Source organism: Pseudonocardia sulfidoxydans NBRC 16205 (assembly GCF_007989085.1).
Lineage (GTDB): Bacteria > Actinomycetota > Actinomycetes > Mycobacteriales > Pseudonocardiaceae > Pseudonocardia > Pseudonocardia sulfidoxydans.
The window spans coordinates 1-18,667 of record NZ_BJVJ01000100.1; the positions used below are offsets into that span (position 1 = coordinate 1).

General features: G+C 72.9%; 11 protein-coding genes. 8 read left to right on the plus strand and 3 right to left on the minus strand.

The window, feature by feature from the left end; translation table 11 throughout:
• The first annotated feature begins 808 nt into the window (after positions 1-808).
• The gene (locus PSU4_RS27895; RefSeq protein WP_147114945.1) at positions 809-1,687 is read left to right on the plus strand and encodes a type IV toxin-antitoxin system AbiEi family antitoxin domain-containing protein; all 879 of its coding nucleotides are present in this window, start codon (positions 809-811) and stop codon (positions 1,685-1,687) included.
• A 237-nt stretch (positions 1,688-1,924) separates the two neighbouring features.
• Here PSU4_RS27895 and PSU4_RS27900 read toward each other — a convergent pair whose 3' ends face one another.
• A complete protein-coding gene (locus PSU4_RS27900) occupies positions 1,925-5,665 on the minus strand; it encodes an ABC transporter ATP-binding protein (RefSeq protein WP_147114968.1) in 3,741 nt (1,246 codons plus the stop codon).
• Between the two features lie 188 nt (positions 5,666-5,853).
• Between PSU4_RS27900 and PSU4_RS27905 the strand changes: the two genes are divergently transcribed.
• The 7 genes from PSU4_RS27905 (at position 5,854) to PSU4_RS31625 (ending at position 15,406) form a co-directional block, all read left to right on the plus strand.
• On the plus strand, positions 5,854-6,684 hold the full coding sequence (locus PSU4_RS27905) for an aldo/keto reductase (protein WP_147114948.1): 831 nt from the start codon (positions 5,854-5,856) through the stop codon (positions 6,682-6,684).
• A gap of 155 nt (positions 6,685-6,839) precedes the next feature.
• The gene (locus PSU4_RS27910) at positions 6,840-8,399 is read left to right on the plus strand and encodes a long-chain-fatty-acid--CoA ligase (protein WP_147114951.1); all 1,560 of its coding nucleotides are present in this window, start codon (positions 6,840-6,842) and stop codon (positions 8,397-8,399) included.
• An 89-nt stretch (positions 8,400-8,488) separates the two neighbouring features.
• Positions 8,489-9,313, plus strand: a complete 825-nt coding sequence (locus PSU4_RS27915) for a class I SAM-dependent methyltransferase (RefSeq protein ID WP_246115397.1) — start codon at positions 8,489-8,491, stop codon at positions 9,311-9,313.
• A 40-nt stretch (positions 9,314-9,353) separates the two neighbouring features.
• Positions 9,354-10,187 carry a DUF427 domain-containing protein gene (locus PSU4_RS27920; RefSeq protein ID WP_147114955.1) on the plus strand — a complete coding sequence of 278 codons (834 nt, stop codon included), beginning with the start codon at positions 9,354-9,356 and terminating at the stop codon, positions 10,185-10,187.
• A gap of 57 nt (positions 10,188-10,244) precedes the next feature.
• Complete coding sequence (locus PSU4_RS27925; protein ID WP_147114959.1) at positions 10,245-11,279, plus strand: LLM class F420-dependent oxidoreductase; 1,035 nt, start codon at positions 10,245-10,247, stop codon at positions 11,277-11,279.
• A gap of 195 nt (positions 11,280-11,474) precedes the next feature.
• A complete protein-coding gene (locus tag PSU4_RS27930) occupies positions 11,475-15,188 on the plus strand; it encodes a multifunctional oxoglutarate decarboxylase/oxoglutarate dehydrogenase thiamine pyrophosphate-binding subunit/dihydrolipoyllysine-residue succinyltransferase subunit (RefSeq protein WP_246115398.1) in 3,714 nt (1,237 codons plus the stop codon).
• Positions 15,189-15,235: 47 nt separating this feature from the next.
• The gene (locus PSU4_RS31625) at positions 15,236-15,406 is read left to right on the plus strand and encodes a DUF6104 family protein (protein WP_186817226.1); all 171 of its coding nucleotides are present in this window, start codon (positions 15,236-15,238) and stop codon (positions 15,404-15,406) included.
• Positions 15,407-15,483: 77 nt separating this feature from the next.
• Here the strand turns inward: PSU4_RS31625 and PSU4_RS27935 are convergent, their stop codons facing one another.
• Complete coding sequence (locus tag PSU4_RS27935; protein ID WP_147114965.1) at positions 15,484-15,861, minus strand: hypothetical protein; 378 nt, start codon at positions 15,859-15,861, stop codon at positions 15,484-15,486.
• A partial coding sequence (locus tag PSU4_RS27940; RefSeq protein WP_307724806.1) for an FtsK/SpoIIIE domain-containing protein occupies positions 15,858-18,667 on the minus strand: 2,810 nt, incomplete at its 5' end. The genes PSU4_RS27940 and PSU4_RS27935, both read right to left, overlap by 4 nt.

The following is an 18,667-nucleotide window of genomic DNA, read 5'->3' on the forward strand; positions in this document are numbered from 1 at the left end:
TCCACCACAACCGACGATCAGCGCGCACCTCCCGCCGCCGACCAAGCCATGATCAGCGTTCCCGGTGCCAGAGCGACGCCTCCGTCGGGCAACCGCCACAACCAACGACCATGGCCTGGGCAGCCGCCCGCCCTCACCAACCCAGGGCCCTGATCAGCGTTCCCGGCGCTCCAGCGACACCTCCGTCGCCCAGCCACCAACGACCATGGCCTGAGCAGCCGCCCACCCCTCGCCAACCCACGGCCCTGATCAGCGTTCCCGGCCCTTGAGCGACACCTCCGTCGGGCAACCGCCACAACTGACGATCATGGGCTTCACCCAAAGGAACTTGCCCGGTCCACCCGCGGGTCCGTGATCGGCATCTGTGGCGCCTGAACGACACCTGTCGGTCGTCCGCCACAACCAACGATCCCTGGTGGACCACCCGCCTGCCAGCGGCTCGGCCCGGTTCTGCCCACCCGCCCCACCTCAGCCCTGCTCTCTGTCCGCACCCCCACCCCTGATCAACGTCTGTGGCGGTCCGGCGATGTATCCGTCGCTCAGCAGCCTCAGCTGGCGATCTTGAGCAACCCCGTGGCCAATGGCCACGCCGCGCCGACCCGGCCGCATGATCGCTACTTGTGGCGCCTCGATCGCGCAGCAGCCACGAACGGTGATCACGCCGAGGCGGTCGCAACAGGGGGCGGTCGCAACAGGGGGCGGTCGCAACAGGGGGCGGTCGCAACAGGAGGCGATCGCAACAGGAGGCGATCGCAAACAGGTTGCGCGATTCGCTGCGCGAGACGCCGGAGGGCGGCAGCCTGCTCCCGTGCTCGACGAACTGCTGCGCCGCCAGGCTGGACTCGTTGCCGTCCGTCAGGCGCAGGCGCACGGGGTGTCGCCCCGCACCCTGCAACGACGGGCAGCCGAGGCGGGTTGGGAACGGCTGCATCCGGCCGTGTACCTCGCTGCCGGGCACCGCGTCACCGACGAGGTGCGGGTCCGGGCCGCATGGCTGTGGGCCGGGGAAGAGGCGACGGTCTGCGGGCCCGCCGCGGCCTACTGGCACGGGATGCTGCCGACGGCGCCCGATGTCGTCGACGTCACGCTGGCGAAGTCTGCCGGCGTGCGGTCCCGGCCAGGTGTGCGGGTCCGCCGTCGCGCGCTGGACCACGCCGACCGGGTCGGCATCCACGACATCTGGGTCAGCGCGGTGCCGCTGACCACCCTCGAGACTGCCGTCGCCCTGCCCGACGGGTCGGCGTTCCTCGATCGGGCGTTGCAGCGTCACGTCCGTCTCCCGACGCTGCGACGCGCCCACTCGCGCAACCTCGGCATGCGCGGGTCGGCGGCTGCCGGCCGGCTGCTGACCGCCGCGGCGGACGGCGCGGGTTCGGCCGCGGAGCGCTTGCTCGTGCGGCTGCTGCGGGATGCGGCGGTCGAGGGGTGGGTCCTGGCCCATCCGTTCGGCCCGTTCGTCGTCGATGTAGCGTTCCCGGCCGCGCGCGTCGCGATCGAGGTGGATGGCTGGGCCTGGCACGTCGACGTCGAGAGGTTCGCCACGGACCGTCGCAAGGGCAACGCGCTCGTCGCTGCGGGCTGGACCTTGCTGCGCTTCACCTGGCACGACCTGACGGGCGCCGCGGACCGTGTCCTGGCCGAGATCCGAGCCGCGCTTACCCCCACGATCGCTGTTTCCGGCGCCTGAGCGACGAATCCGTCGCCCAACCGCCACTCTCGACGAGCACCACGGGGGCCAGCCCAACCCGGGGGCCGGGCCACCCTGAGATCGGGCCACCCAGCGGCCGGGCCACCCAGCGGCCGGGCCACCCAGCGGCCGGGACACCCAGCGGCCGGGACACCCACGGACCAGGCCCCCACAGATCAGGCCACCCACAGATCAGGCCCCCAGGGGCCAGGCCACCACAGATCGGGCCCCCAGGGGTCAGGCCGAGCGGGGCTCGGCCGGGTCGGGAGCCGGTCCCGGAGTCGGGTCGGGGGCGGCCGGTTCCAGTTCGCCCGCGGCCCAGAGGGCGGCGTAGCGGCCGCCTGCCGCGAGGAGGTCGGCGTGGGGGCCCTGTTCGACGACGCGGCCGCCGTCGAGGACGACGATCCGGTCGGCGCGGGCGGCGGTGGCGAGCCGGTGGGCGACGACGAAGGCGGTGCGGCGCGAGGTCACGTGGTCGCCGGCGGCGAGGACGGCGGCTTCGGTGGCGGGGTCGAGGGCGGCGGTGGCCTCGTCGAACACGAGGATGTCGGGGTCGACGAGCTCGGCGCGGGCGAGGGCGACGAGCTGGCGCTGCCCGGCGGAGAGGCCTTGGCCGCGTTCGCCGACGGGGTGGCGGAATCCGCCGGGCAGCGACCGGACGAGCGGGAGGGCGCCGACGGCGCGGGCGGCGCGTTCGACGTCGGCGGGGGTGGCGTCGGGGCGGCCGTAGGCGATGTTGGCGGCGAGGTCGCCGGTGAACAGGTGGGGTTCCTGGGGGACGACGCCGAGGCGTTGCCGGTAGGCAGGCAGCGGGTAGCGGCGGATGTCGACGCCGTCGACGAGGACGGCGCCGGCTCGGACGTCGTAGAACCGGGAGACGAGTTTGACCAGGGTGGACTTGCCTGCGCCGGTGGCGCCGACGAGGGCGATGGTCTCCCCCGGCCGGACGTGCAGGTCGATGCCGACGACGGCGGGGTCGGCGCCGGCGTCGTAGCGGAAGCAGACGTCGCGGAGCTCGACGTCGCCGCGGAGCCGGGCGGGGACGTCGACGGGTGGGCCGAGGCGTTCGTCGGGTGCGGCGGGGACGGAGGTGCGGGTGCGCAGGAGCTCGGAGATGCGGGTGAGGCCGACGCGGGCCTGCTGGTAGCCGTCGAACACCTGGGAGAGGGCTTGGACGGGGGCGAAGAACATGCCGAGGTAGAGCAGGAACGCGGTGAGGATGCCGGGGGTGAGGTCGCCGGAGGCGACGCGGGCGGCGCCGACGCCGAGGACTGCGGCCTGGGCGATGTCGGAGAGGTAGGCGACGCCGGGGAAGTACGTGGCGATGTAGCGCTGGGCGCGCAGCCGGGTGCGGCGGTAGGCGTCGCTGCGGGCGCCGAATGCCTGGGCGCTGTGTTCTTCGCGGACGAACGCCTGGGCGACGCGCACGCCGGAGACGTTCTCCTGCATGTCGGCGTTGACGGCGCTGACCTTCTCGCGGGCCTCGGCGTAGGCGCGGGAGGAGAGGCGTCGGAACACGATGGTGGCGACGATCAGCAGGGGCAGGACGGAGAGGGCGACGAGGGCGAGCTCGGCGTCGGTGACGAGGAGGGCGACGGCGACGCCGACGACGGTGAGGAGGCTGACGACGGCCTGGGTGAGGCCGGTCTGCAGGAACGTCGAGAGGGCGTCGACGTCGGTGGTCATCCGCGTCATGATGCGGCCGGAGAGTTCGCGCTCGTAGTAGTCGAGGCCGAGTCGTTGCAGGTGGGCGTAGCTGCGGACGCGCAGCGAGTACAGCAGGCTCTCGCCGGTCCGGGAGGTGACCAGCGTTTCGGCGGCGACGACGAACCAGCCGACGGCGACGAGCCCGATGCCGAGGAGGGTGGCGACGAGGACGGCGTGGGCGGACCGGGCGGTGATGCCGTTGTCGACGGCGTAGCGGGCGACGGTGGGGAACGCCAGCGAGGTGAGTGCGTCGAGGGAGACGAGCAGCAGTCCGAGGGCGAGCAGGCCGCGGACCGGCGCGAGGATCCGGACGAGGCGGGCGCCGTCCTGCGGGGTGGTGGGGTCGGTGTCGCCGAGGCGGGGTTTCTCGGTGGCGGGCGGGAGCCGGTCGACCGCGGCGAGCAGCGACGGGGTGGCGGGGATGCCGCCGACCATCGCGGTCGCTCCGGCGCTGCCGCGCATCCCGCCGCCGGACGCGGCGGCGGCGCGGACGGCCCCCTCGGAGCCGACGGCGGGTCCGGCGACGGGCTCGGGCCACAGGGAGGCAGTGACCCCGTCGACGGCGACCGGGACAGGCAGCTCGGCGGCGGGGAGAGGCTCGTCGGCAGCGAGCAGGCTGCGGAACAGCGGGCTGCGCGCGACCAGCTCGGCTTCGGTGCCGACGTCGGCGACGCGGCCGTGGTCGAGGACGGCGATGCGGTCGGCGAGGGCGAGGGTGGAGCGGCGGTGGGCGACGAGCAGCGTGGTGCGCTCCGCGGTGAGGGTGCGCAGGGTGGCGTGGATGGCGGCTTCGGTGGCGGTGTCGACGGCGGAGGTGGCGTCGTCGAGGACGAGGACCCGGGGCGCGGTGAGCATGGCGCGGGCCAGGGCGATGCGTTGGCGTTGGCCGCCGGACAGGGTGAGGCCGCGTTCGCCGACGAGGGTGTCGTAGCCGTCGGGTAGTGCCTCGACGAAGCCCGCGACCTGGGCTGCTTCGGCGGCGGCGCGGATCTCGTCGTCGCTCGCGCCGGGTCGGGCGTAGGCGATGTTGGCGCGGATGGTGTCGGAGAACAGGAACGCCTCTTCGAACACGACGCCGAGCTCGGAGCGCAGGTCGGCGAGCCGCAGCCGGCGCAGGTCGACGCCGCCGAGGCGCAGTGTCCCGGCCTGGGGGTCGTAGAAGCGTGGGAGGAGCAGTGCGACGGTGGACTTGCCGGAGCCGGCGCCGCCGACGATCGCGACGGTCTCTCCGGGCGCGACGGTGAGGGTGACGCCGTCGAGCACGGGGTCGCGGCGGGTGTAGCCGAAGGAGACGTCGTCGAGCTCGATGCCGAGCGGGCCGTCGGGGAGGGTGTCGGGGTCGTCGGGGTCGGTGACGTCGGAGGACGTGTCGACGAGGTCGTAGACGCGTTCGACGCCGGCGCGGGCGAGCTGGGCGGACACGATGAGCGACCCGACGAGCCGGGCGGGTCCGACGAGCTGCGCGACGTAGGTGGTGAACGCCAGGAACGTGCCGATGGTGATCGACCCGTTGAGGGCCAGCGCTCCGCCGACGCCGATGACGGCGACCTGGCCGAGGGTGGGCAGGGCGAGCAGCGTCGGGTTGAGCCGGGAGGTCATCCGGGCGGCGCGCATGCGTTCGGCGAACAGCCGTCGCGAGATGCGTTCGAGGGTGGCGACCTCGCGGTCCTCCTGCCCGAAGCCTTTGACGACGCGGACGCCGGTGACGGTCTCCTCGACCTGCTGGGCGACGTCGGCGGCGCGCTGCTGCGCCGACCAGGTGGCGGGGAAGAGGGTGCGCCGGGTGCGGTTGGTGACAAACGCGGCGAGCGGCAGCATGACCAGCGCGACGACGGTGAGCAGCGGTGACAGCCACAGCATGGCGACGACGGACGCGACGACGAGCACGACCGTGCCTGCGGCGAGCGGCACCATGGACAGCAGGCTCTGCACGAGCTGCAGGTCGGTGATGGCGCGGGACACGACCTGGCCGGTGCGCATCTGGTCCTGGCGCTGCCCGTCGAGACGTTGGACGGCGGCGAACACCTGGCGGCGCAGGTCGTGCTGCACGTCGAGGGCCATCCGGCCGGCGAGGTAGCGGCGCAGGAACGAGGCCCCGAAGCGGATCGTGGCCAGCGCGAGGATCGCGACGACGACCGGGACCAGCACGTCGGTGACTCCGCGGACCGCGTCGTCGACGGCGACCCGGGTGAGCAGGGGGCCGACGGCGTCGAGGCTGACCCCGCACACCGACGCCACGAGCGCGCCGATCGTCACCCCGCGATGGCGCATGCAGGCGCGCACGAGCTTGCGGATCCAGCCGGGTCCGTGTTTCTCGGGCTTCTCGATTGCCTCCACGTCGACCGTTGCCGCCACCACCCGAGCAGGCTATGCCCGCCCACCGACATCCTGCCCGTCGCCGACGGTGAGCCACCGCACGATCCGGAAGGCCCGCGGCTCCGGACGCGTTGCGACACCGCGTGACCCAGGTACCGCACATCACATTGAACGACGGCGTCGAGATCCCTCAGCTCGGATTCGGGGTGTTCCTGGTCCCGCCCGGCGAGACGAAGGCGTCGGTGGCCGAGGCGCTGCGCGTCGGCTACCGCCACGTCGACACGGCCCGCATCTACGACAACGAGCGCGAGGTCGGCGAGGCCATCGCGGAGTCGGGTGTCCCGCGCGAGGAGCTGTTCGTCACGACCAAGGTGTGGAACGCCGACCAGGGCCGTGACGCCACGCTGGCGGCGTTCGACGCGAGCCTCGACCGGCTCGGCCTCGACACCCTCGACCTGTACCTCGTCCACTGGCCGACGCCGGCGCGCGACCGCTACGTCGACACGTTCCAGGCACTCGTGGAGCTGCGCGACTCGGGCCGGGTGCGCTCGGTCGGCGTGTCCAACTTCCAGGTCCCGCACCTGCAGCGGGTGATCGACGAGACGGGCGTCGTGCCGTCGGTCAACCAGGTGGAGCTGCACCCGAACCTGACGCAGGAGCCGTTGCGCGCCTTCCACGCCGAGCACGGGATCGCCACCGAGGCGTGGAGCCCGCTCGCGCGTGGCGGGCTGCTGGAGGACCCGGTCGTGGGCAAGATCGCGGCCGCGCACGGACGCACGGCGGCGCAGGTGATCCTGCGCTGGCACCTGCAGCTGGGCAACGTCGTGATCCCGAAGTCGGTCACGCCGTCGCGGATCGCGGAGAACGCCGACGTGTTCGGCTTCGCGTTGTCCGACGACGACGTCGCCGCGCTGTCGGCGCTCGACTCGGACGGCCGGATCGGGCCGCATCCCGACGAGTTCAACGGGGGGTGACGCGGGCCGGGCGGGCCGCCCCGGCGCCGGGGCGGGTCCGCCCGCGTGCGTGCGTCCGTGAGGGGCCTGCCGCGCGAAACGTCCGGTTCCGGTGACCGCGCCGCGGCGCTAGCGTGGCGTGCGACACACCAGCACCGCCGGAACCGGGAGCGCCGATGACGCCGCAGTTCTCCGACATCCCCGCGCTGCTCGCGCACTGGGCGACCGAGCGTGCCGACGACGAGGTCCTCCGCGCCGGGGGTCACACGCGAACGTGGCGGGAGCTGCGGGAACGGGTGCAGCGGCTCGCGGGCGCGCTGCGGGCGGCGGGGATCGGCCCCGGCGACCGGATCGCCGTCCTCGACCTCAACCACCCGTCGTGCCTCGAGCTCACGCTGGCGTGCGCGCACATCGGGGCGGCCAACGCCGTCGTCAACTTCCGGCTGGCGCCGCCCGAGATCGTGTACGTGATCAACGACGCCGACGCGAAGCTGCTGTTCGTCGGCCCGGAGTTCGCGGGCGCCGCGGAGTCGTTGCGGGACAAGATTCCGACGGTCGAGCGGATCGTCCGCATCGGCGGCGCCGACGACGAGTACGAGGCCTGGCTCGCGGCCCACGAGCCGGACACCCGGGTGCACCCACCGGCCCCCGACGACTGCTTCGTGCAGCTCTACACGTCCGGGACCACGGGGTTCCCCAAGGGCGCGATGCTCACCCACCGCGGGATGCTCGCCCACGCGAGGAACACGTTGGCGCACATCCCGATGGAGGCGGGCGCGGTCGTGCAGGTCGCGATGCCGCTGTTCCACGTCGGCGGGACGAGCTACGCCTTCGTCGCCCTGACCGCGGGCGCGCGGATGGTGCTGCTGCGCATCCCCGACCCGGCCGCGGTGCTCGACATGTTCGTCGCCGAACGCATCACCCACACGTTCCTGGTGCCGGCGCTCATGGCCGCGCTCGCCGCCGTCCCCGGCGCCGCCGACCGCGACTTCTCGTCGCTGAAGATCCTGTCCTACGGCGCCTCCCCGATCCCGCTGCCCGTGCTGCGGGCCTGCGTCGCGTTGTTCCCGGGCACGTTGCAGCAGGTGTACGGGATGACCGAGGCGTGCGGCGTCGTCACCGCGCTCGGCCCGGCCGACCACGAGAACCCCGACGTCGCGCACCGGCTGGTGTCCGCGGGTACCCCGATCCCGGGCGTGGAGATCGAGATCCGCGATCCCGCCACCGGCGACCGGGTGCCGACGGGCGAGCCCGGTGAGGTGTGGGTCCGCACCGATCAGCTGATGGCCGGCTACTGGCGCAAGCCGGAGGCCACCGCGGACGCGATCACCGACGACGGCTGGCTGCGCTCCGGCGACGGCGGGCACATGGACGCGGACGGCTACGTCTACGTCACCGACCGGATCAAGGACATGATCATCAGCGGCGGGGAGAACATCTATCCCGCGGAGATCGAGCGTGTCCTGGCGGAGCATCCCGACGTGGGCGACGTCGCCGTGATCGGGGTGCCCGACGACCGCTGGGGCGAGGTCGGCAAGGCCGTCGTGGTCGCCACGGCGGGGGCGACGATCGACCGCGAGGCCCTGCTCGCGTACTGCCGCGACCATCTGGCCTCGTTCAAGTGCCCGAAGTCCGTGGACGTGGTCGCCGAGCTGCCCCGCAACCCCACGGGCAAGATCCTCAAGAAGGACCTGCGGGCGCCGTACTGGGAGGGCCGGGACCGGCAGACGGTCTGACGGGTCCGAATGGTCCGAATAGTCCAGTTTGTGTGATACGCGTCACAAGACGGTAGCGCGTGCCAGATCCGGAACGAGCTCGTCTCTCGGTGACCGACGACCGAGAGGCGGTTCCCGTGCTGGTACCCGCGGTGAAGCAGGTCGTGCGAGGTGTCGAGGACCGTGCGCTGCGCGTCCTGACCGCCGCGGGCGTCCGCCGGTCCCAGGAGACGCTTGCCGAACAGGCCCGCGACTACTGGGTCGGCGGGGGCGGCGACCGCTGGCGATCGGACTCGCACTGGCGTGACGCCGACGTCTTCTCCGGTAACGACCTCTGGTCGGACCTCGGCCGGCGCCACCTCGCGATGGTCGAACGCGCCGAGCGCGCGCTCGGACGGCCCGCGGACCGGTGGGGACGCATCGTCGAATGGGGCTGCGGCGGCGGGGCGAACGCCGTCCACTTCGCGCCGCGCGCCGACGAGTTCGTCGGCGTCGACGTCGCCGCCGAGAGCCTCGTCGAGTGCGGGACGCAGGTCGGGGCCGTGTGCGACACCCCGTGGAAGCCCGTGCTCGTCGACGTCGCCCACCCCGAGGACGCCGCGGCGGGCATCGGATCGTGCGACCTCTGGCTGTCCTACTACGTGTTCGAGCTGCTGCCGACCCGCGAGTACGGCGCCCGGCTGCTGACGCTGGCCCACCGGATGCTGCGCCCGGGCGGGATCGCGAGCATCCAGATCAAGTACAGCGACGGGACGTGGGCGACCCGCCCACGACGCTGGGGCTACCGGTCGTCGGTCGCCGGCATGACGGCCTACCGGGTCGAGGAGTTCTGGGAGCTGGCCACCCGGGTCGGGTTCGCCCCCGAGCTGGTCGAGCTGCGCCCGCAGGACGATCTCGACCGCCGGTACGCATACTTCACACTGCGACGGCCCTGACCCGCGACGCCGCGGCGGGCCCGAACGGACGGAGACCGCCATGGCGATTCGGGTCGGCGACCATCTCGCCGCGAGCCTCACCGGGCTGCGCCACGAGCCGATCGCACGACGTGTTCGCGCGTGGTCGGGCGACCGGCTGCTGCTGGACTCGACGCACGCGCTGCTCGTGTGGGAACCGGGGCGGGTCGTTCCGCAGTACGCCGTCCCGGTCGACGACGTGCGCACCCACCTCACCCCCGACCCCGGCTTCTCCGGCCGCCGCCACGGGCCGGGCGCGGTGCCGGTCGGGCCGGGCGGCGCCGAGGTGCTGACGCCCGCGACCGGCTTCGGCGTGCACAGCTGTGCGGGCGCGGTCCTGACGCTGAGCACCGGCGGTGCGGAACCGTTGCGCGGCGCGGCGTTCCGCCCGGAGGACCCGGACCTCGCGGGGTACGTCGTCGTCGACTTCGACGCGCCGGACCGGTGGGCCGAGGAGGACGAGGACGTCGTCGGGCACCCCCGCGACCCCTACCACCGCGTCGACGCCCGGCGCAGCTCCCGCCACGTCGTCGTCCGCGACGGCGACCGGGTACTCGCCGACAGCCGCAGGCCCACGCTGGTCTTCGAGACGACGCTGCCGGTCCGCTACTACCTGCCGCGCGAGGACGTCGTCGCCGAGCTGCACGCCAGCGACACGGTCAGCACCTGCGCCTACAAGGGCAGGGCCGCCTATCTGTCGTCGGCGACCCGCGCCGACGTCGCCTGGACCTATCCCGCCCCGCTGCCCGACGCCGCCCAGCTCACCGACCTCGTCGCCTTCTTCGACGAGCGGCTCGACGTCGAGGTCGACGGCGTCGTCGCGCAGCGCCGGACGACTCCGTGGTCCGACGCGTGATCGACTCGAACTTGACCCACCGGTAACTTCTGCGGCTAACTGTCGACCATGCCGGCGATGAAGCTCTCCACCCAGGTCTCCTACGGCGACGACCCGCGCGCGACGGCCGAGTCCGTCGTCGAGATGGAGAAGGCCGGGCTCGACGTCGTGTGGGTCGCGGAGGCCTACAGCTTCGACGCCGTCTCGACGATGGGCTTCCTCGCCGCGCGCACCGACCGGGTCGAGATCGGGTCCGGCATCCTCCCGATCTACAGCCGCACCCCCACGCTGACGGCGATGACCGCGGCGTCGCTGGACGCGCTGTCGGGCGGGCGGTTCCTGCTGGGGCTGGGCGCGTCGGGGCCGCAGGTGATCGAGGGCTTCCACGGCGTCGCGTACGACAAGCCGGTGGCGCGGACCCGCGAGGTCGTCGAGATCTGCCGCAAGGTGTGGGCGCGCGAGCGCGTGGTGCACAAGGGCCTCTACGAGATCCCGCTGCCCGAGGACCGGGGCACCGGGCTGGGCAAGCCGCTCAAGCTGATCAACCACCCCGTCCGCGCCGACATCCCGGTGTGGATCGCCTCGCTCGGCGAACGCAACGTCGCGATGACGGCGGAGATCGCGCACGGATGGCTGCCGCACGTCGTGATCCCGGAGAAGGTGCACGAAGTCTTCGCCGACGCCCTGCAGAAGGGTTTCGCGAAGCGGGACCCCGCGCTCGGGCCGCTGCAGATCACGGGGGGCGGGTTCCTGGCCGTCGACGACGACATGATCGTCCACGCCCGCAACGCCGCGCGGGCGCTGTACGCGCTCTACATCGGAGGCATGGGCGCGCGCGGGAAGAACTTCTACAACACCGTGTTCTCCCGCCAGGGCTGGACCGACACGGCGGCGACGGTGCAGGACCTCTACCTGGACGGCCGCAAGGAGGAGGCGGCCGCCGCGCTGCCGGACGAGTTCATCGACGGCATGACGCTCACCGGGCCGCCCGGGAAGATCAAGGAGCGCATCGCCTCGCTCGCCGAGGCCGGGGTGACGCACCTGCACGTCACGCCGGTGTCGAAGGACCCGGTGGGCCTGCTGGGACAGGTCAGGGAGTGGCTCGACACGTAGTGAAACGCCGGGAGCGACGAACGCGACACCCAGAGGTACCTCCGTGCGTTACCTCCCCCTCAGGGGGAGGACTACCGTGTGAGGGTCCCGGCGGAGTGACGACGATCGAGCGAACCGAGGCGATTCAGCGTGTCCACCAGCAGTACCTCCGACCAGGCGAGCCAGTTCGGCCCCAACGATTGGCTCGTCGAGGAGATGTACCAGCGATTCCTCGACGATCCGGGGGCCGTCGACGCCGCCTGGCACGAGTTCTTCGCCGACTACCGGCCGCCGGAGGGCGACGCCGCGTCCGGCAACGGGTCCACCGCCACCCCCACCACGAAGACCGCTGACGGCCAGGCCGCCGGCTCGACGCACTCCGCCGCCGCCTCCGGGACGGCCGCGACGGAGCAGCGCCGGACCGCGGGACCCGCCGCCGTCACCTCGACCACCACGAACAACCAGAGCGCCGCCGCGGCCGCCCCGAAGCCCGCCGCCGAGGCCGCCGGCGCTGCGGCGAAGCCGGTCGCCGGCACCACGTCGCGCGCCGCCGCGAAGCCGGCCCCCGCGGCCCCGGCCGGCGCACTCACCCCGCTGCGGGGTGCGGCGAACGCCGTCGTGAAGAACATGAACGCGTCGCTGACGGTGCCCACCGCCACGAGCGTGCGCGCGGTCCCGGCCAAGCTGCTGGCCGACAACCGCATCGTCATCAACAACCAGCTCAAGCGCACCCGCGGCGGCAAGCTGTCGTTCACCCACCTCATCGGCTACGCGCTGGTCAAGGCGCTGGCCGACTTCCCGGTGATGAACCGGTACTACACCGAGACCGACGGCAGGCCCGCCGTCGCCCAGCCCGAGCACGTCAACCTCGGCCTCGCGATCGACCTGCAGGGCAAGAACGGTCAGCGCTCGCTCGTCGTCGCGTCGATCAAGGGCTGCGAGTCGATGACCTTCGCGCAGTTCTGGTCCGCCTACGAGGCGATGATCCACAAGGCCCGCAACGGCGCGCTCACCGCGGAGGACTTCGCGGGCACGACGATCAGCCTCACCAACCCCGGCACGCTCGGCACGAACCACTCGGTGCCGCGGCTGATGCAGGGCCAGGGCGCGATCATCGGCGTCGGCGCGATGGAGTACCCCGCCGAGTTCCAGGGCGCCAGCGAGGAGCGGCTCGCCGAGATCGGCATCAGCAAGATCATCACGCTGACGTCGACCTACGACCACCGCATCATCCAGGGCGCCGAGTCGGGCGACTTCCTGCGCCGCGTGCACCACCTGCTCCTCGGCGGCGACGGCTTCTACGACGACATCTTCCGCTCGCTGCGGGTGCCGTACGAGCCGGTCCGCTGGGTGCAGGACATCCCCGAGGGCGCCGTCGACAAGACCGCCCGGGTGCTCGAGCTGATCGAGTCCTACCGCACGCGCGGCCACCTCATGGCCGACACCGACCCGCTCAACTACCGCCAGCGCCGCCACCCCGACCTCGACGTCCTGTCCCACCGGCTCACGCTGTGGGACCTCGACCGCGAGTTCGCCGTCGGCGGGTTCTCCGGCCAGTCCCGGATGAAGCTGCGCGACGTCCTCGGTGTGCTGCGCGACGCCTACTGCCGCACCATCGGCACCGAGTACATGCACATCGCCGACCCGGAGCAGCGGGCCTGGCTGCAGGAGCGCATCGAGGTCCCGCACCAGAAGCCCCCGGTGGTCGAGCAGAAGTACATCCTGTCGAAGCTCAACGCGGCCGAGGCGTTCGAGACCTTCCTGCAGACCAAGTACGTCGGGCAGAAGCGGTTCTCGCTGGAGGGCGGCGAGACCGTCATCCCGCTGCTCGACGCGGTGCTCGACAAGGCCGCCGAGCAGGAGCTCGACGAGGTCGTCATCGGTATGCCGCACCGCGGCCGGCTCAACGTGCTCGCCAACATCGTCGGCAAGCCCATAAGCCAGATCTTCCGCGAGTTCGAGGGCAACCTCGACCCCGGCCAGGCCCACGGCTCCGGCGACGTCAAGTACCACCTCGGCGCCGAGGGCAAGTACTTCCGGATGTTCGGCGACGGCGAGACGGTCGTGTCGCTGGCGTCCAACCCGAGCCACCTCGAGGCTGTCGACCCGGTCCTCGAAGGCATCGTCCGCGCCAAGCAGGACCTGCTCGACCAGGGCGACGGCGCGTTCACGGTGCTGCCGCTGCTGATGCACGGCGACGCGGCGTTCGCCGGGCAGGGCGTGGTCGCCGAGACGCTGAACCTGGCGCTGCTGCGCGGCTACCGCACCGGCGGCACCGTGCACGTCGTCGTCAACAACCAGGTCGGGTTCACCACCGCCCCCGAGGCGTCGCGTTCGTCGCAGTACTCGACCGACGTGGCGAAGATGATCGGCGCGCCCGTCTTCCACGTCAACGGCGACGACCCCGAGGCCTGCGTCTGGGTCGCCAAGCTCGCCGTGGAGTACCGCGAGCGCTGGCACAACGACGTCGTGATCGACATGATCTGCTACCGCCGGCGCGGCCACAACGAGGGCGACGACCCCTCGATGACCCAGCCGGCGATGTACGACGTCATCGACGCCAAGCGCAGCGTCCGCAAGATCTACACCGAGTCCCTCATCGGCCGCGGCGACATCACCGTCGGCGAGGCCGAGGCCGCGCTCAAGGACTTCTCCAACCAGCTCGAGCACGTCTTCAACGAGGTCCGCGAGCTGGAACGCACCCCGCCGACCGCGTCGCCGTCGGTCGAGGACGAGCAGCACGTGCCCTCCGACCTCGACACCTCGGTGCCGCTGAAGGTCGTCCACCGCATCGGTGACGCCCACGTCCAGCTGCCCGAGGGCTTCACCGTCCACCAGCGCGTCAAGCCCGTGCTGGCCAAGCGGGAGAAGATGTCGCGCGAGGGCAGCGTCGACTGGGCCTTCGGCGAGCTCCTCGCGATGGGCTCGCTCGCCATGGACGGCAAGCTCGTCCGGTTGTCGGGTCAGGACTCGCGGCGCGGCACGTTCGTGCAGCGCCACTCCGTCCTGATCGACCGCAAGAACGGCGAGGAGTACTTCCCGCTGCGCAACCTCGCCGAGGACCAGGGCCGCTTCCTGCCCTACGACTCGGCGCTGTCGGAGTACGCGGCGGTCGGCTTCGAGTACGGCTACTCCGTGGCCAACCCCGACGCCCTCGTCATGTGGGAGGCGCAGTTCGGCGACTTCGTCAACGGCGCCCAGTCGATCATCGACGAGTTCATCTCCTCCGGCGAGGCCAAGTGGGGGCAGATGGCCGACGTCGTGCTGCTGCTGCCGCACGGCCTGGAGGGCCAGGGCCCCGACCACAGCTCCGGGCGCATCGAGCGGTTCCTGCAGCTGTGCGCCGAGGGCTCCATGACGGTCGCCATGCCGTCGGAGCCGGCGAACTACTTCCACCTGCTGCGCCGCCACGCCCTCGACGGCGTCCGCCGCCCGCTCGTGGTGTTCACCCCGAAGTGGATGCTGCGCGCCAAGCAGGTCGTCAGCCCGCTGTCCGACTTCACCGGCGGCCGCTTCCGCACCGTCATCGACGACCCCCGCTTCCGCCAGGGCGACGGACCGGCGTCGAGCGTGCGCAAGCTGCGGCTGTGCTCCGGCAAGATCTACTGGGAGCTCGCCGCCGCGCTGGAGAAGAAGGGCAACCCCGACGACATCGCCCTCGTGCGCGTCGAGCAGCTCTACCCGGTGCCGCACCGCCAGATCGAGGCCGTCCTGGACCGCTACCCCAACGCCACCGACGTCCGGTGGGTGCAGGAGGAGCCGGCCAACCAGGGCGCCTGGCCGTTCTACGGGCTCACGCTGCCGGAGAAGATCGAGCGTCTCGCCGGGCTCAAGCGGATCTCGCGACGCCGCATGGCCGCCCCGGCCGCCGGGTCGTCGAAGGTCCACGAGTTCGAGCAGGCCGCGCTGATCGAGGAGGCACTGGCCTGATCCGGCCTGCGTCGGTGAGGTGCACGCCCGCTTCCTAGGATGCTGGCGTGTACTTCACCGACCGGGGTATCGAGGAGCTCGTCGACAGGCGCGGCGAGGAGCAGGTCAGCGTCGAGTGGCTGGCCGACCGGCTGCGCACCTTCGTCGACCTCAATCCCACCTTCGAGGACGCCGTGGAGCGCCTCGCGAGCTTCCTCGCCCGCGACGACGAGGACTGACTCCCCTCCCGCCGAGTTCGACGTGTGACTGGTCCCGACCATGATCGAACCGATCTCGTGTCGAGCTCGGCGGGTTCTCAGCGGCGCAGGCTCAGGCCCCGGCGGCGGACGGCGTCGGCGAGCTCGGCGAAGCGGGCGGCGACCTCGGCGTCGAGGGCGTCGAGATCAGGAGCTTTGCGCAGGCCGGTCGCGGGCTCGGCGGGGTCGGGCGAGGGCATGGGGCGCAACGTCATCCACGACTCCGACCACAGCATCTCCAGCGCCGCCTCCCACAGCAGCTCCACCCCGGCACGGGAGAGCGCGACACGGTCGCCGACGCGGGCCATGGTGGCGTCGAGCGTCGACAGGGTGTGGCCGAGCTCGGCGGCGCGGGCGAGGTCACGCTCGCGCAGGGCCTCGACGGCGTCGGTCACCGCGGCGGTCACGGCCTTGTACTCGCGGATCGGGTCGGTCACCGGGTACCCCCGCCGTGGGAGATGTCGGGCACGATCACGACCTGCGGGCGCGCGTGCTGGGTGCGGTCGAAGAACAGCCCGCGCCCGGGCCGGGGCGCCCACGCGACGACGCCGGTGCCGAGAGCACCCAGCTCGGCTCCCTGGACGTCGAGGGCGACCCAGGCACCGACGTCGTCGGGCGAGGCCCCGAGGGTGAGCAGGGTCTTGAGGCGGGCGACGCTGCGCCACCAGCCGAGGACGTGGACGCCGGTCTCGGGCCCGAAGTGCAGGACGCGGCGCAGGGCCTCGGTGCCGGGGCGGTCGAGGACGTGGTCGGCGGCGTCGGCACCGAAGAGGACCAGGTAGCGGCGGGGCCCGGGGCCGCCGGAGAGCCGGGTGGTGACCTCGGCCGCGAGCGCCTCGACACGTGCGCGGACCCCACGCAGCCCGATCGTCTCCGCCGGGACCGGGAGGTGGGCGGCGACGGCCGCCGCGGCGTCGACGGCCTCGGTGACCAGCGGCGCGAGGACCACCTCGTCGCCGTCGGAGATCACGGACATGGCGGCCGCGCCGAGGACGGAGAGGGCGTCGCCGGCGCCCGCGCCGAGGACCGCGACGTTGCGGCCCGGGGCGTCGGGAAGCGGGACGGTGGCGGGGCTGCCCGCGACGTCGATGACCTGGCCGAGCAGCGCGTGCGGCACGCCACCGCGCGCCGGGCCCCGGGAGAGGTCGGAGTATCGCGGCGCCCGCGAGCCGTCGAACAGGGTGGGCGGGGCGAGACCGGCCGGGCGGGCCTCGAAGGCGTTGCGCTGCACGACGTCCACGGTGCCGGGGGCGGTGGCGTCGGGGATCCGGACGGTCTCGTTTCCGTGCCGGATACCGGACTCGTGGTTGAGGACGGCGTGCCAGCGCGGGAGGTCGAGGGCGGCGTCGTTGAGGTCGGCGAGGACGCGCCGGGCGCGGGGCAGGGCGATGCGCAGGACGAACTGTTCGAAGATGGCGGGCCGGCCCCAGAACGCTTCGATGCCGGAGACGTCCTGGCTGGCGAGGACGAGGTGGATGCCCTGGGAGCGGCCGCGGCGGGCCACGTCCTCCAGCAGCGACGTGGCGGCGCGGGTGACGTCGTCGCGTTCGGCGAACAGGTACTGGAACTCGTCGACGACGGCGACGATCCGCGGCCACCGGCCCTCGGGGTCGTGGCGGCGCAGCTCCTCGAGCTTGGTGACCTCGTGGCGTTTGGCGGCCTCGGCGCGGCGGCGCATCTCGTCGGACAGGAAGCGCAGCAGGGCGAGTCCGAACTCGCGGTCGGTGTTGACGTTGACGCCGATGAGCCGGGCGTGCGGCAGCCACGAGGGGTCGCGCCGGCCGGGGGCGAACTGCGCGAACGACACCCCCTCCTTGAAGTCGAGCAGGTAGAACTCCAGCTCGTCGGGCCCGTACTTGGCGGCCATGGAGCCGATCATGGCGAGCAGCAGGTTCGTCTTGCCGGTGCCGCTGGGCCCGCCGACGAGCGCGTGCGGCGAGGCGTCGGCGAGCACGAGGTCCTTGGCGACGCCGTCGGCGAACCCGATGGGCGCGTGCACGCCGGAGTGGGTGGTGGGTGGCCGGGCGTCGGTGGCGTGCCGCGGCAGCAGGTCGGCGAAGGTGCCGACGCGGCTGCGCCAGTCCTCGTGCTCGCGGCTGATCTCGTGGCAGGCGGCGACGACGCGGTCGCGTTCGAGGGGGGCGTCGAGGGCGACGTCGACGTGCGGGCCGGTCATGGAGCAGCGCACCCGCTCGGGCGCCACGTCGACGGTCTCGACGGCGGCGCTGAGGGTGACGGGCACGTCGAGCAGGACGAGGGAGATCCCGCAGGCCAGGCCACCGCGGGCGACGCGCTGGAGCTGGCGGTGGTCGTCCTCGGACAGCGCGGACCGGTTGCCGACGAGGACGGCGACGACCCACGGTTCGGTGCGGGGGTCGCCGGTCTCGCGGGCGAGCGCGCGCAGCGACGGCTGGCCGTCGACGAGGACGCGGGTGTGGACGCGACGGATGCGGTCGGACAGCTCTTCGAGCAGCGCGGGCAGCCGGGTGGGGTCGTGGACGGTGAGCAGTCCGCTGCCCGTCAGCGGGTAGAGCCCGGGCAGCGACCCGGTGAACTGGCCGACGTCCCACACGTGGACGGTGACCAGGCCCGGCCGGAAATGCGACAGCACCCGCACGAGCAGGCCCTCGACGAGGGCCTCGGCGGCGCCGCGGGTGCCGGGGTCGGACGAGACCTGCAGGTGGGAGTCGTCCAGCAGCGGGACGCCGACGGGGAACCCGGGACCGCCCGCGACCGACGCACCCCCGATGCGCCACAGCCGGGGTACGGCACCGGCGGCGTCGTCCTTGCCGGGTTCGCCGAGCCAGCGGCCCGGGTCGTCACCGGCGACGCCGGGGGCGGCCGAGGCGAACACCGTGCGCAGGTCGGCGGGACCGTCGGCCTGCCAGCCGTCGAAGGCGGCGGCCCGGTCGGCCTCCACACGTTCGACGACCGAGGCGAACGCCGGCGAGCCGAGCGCGGCGGCGAGACCGGGGTCGGCGCGGGCGGCGTCGATCCCCTCGTCGCGCAGCCACAGTTCGAGCATCGTGCGGGCATGCGCGTGGACGGCCTCCTCGCGGGCGCCGCCCGCGGCGCGCAGCGCGGCCTCGACGGCGTCGACGAACGCGTCGAACGCGGCGCTGATGCGTTCGCGACGACCGCGGCGCGCCATCATCGCCGCCGCCGCGGGCACGCCGTCGCCGCCGCCGTTTGCGCGCCCGTCACCGCCGCCGCGGGCGCGCCCGTCGTCGCCGCCGCCGTCCG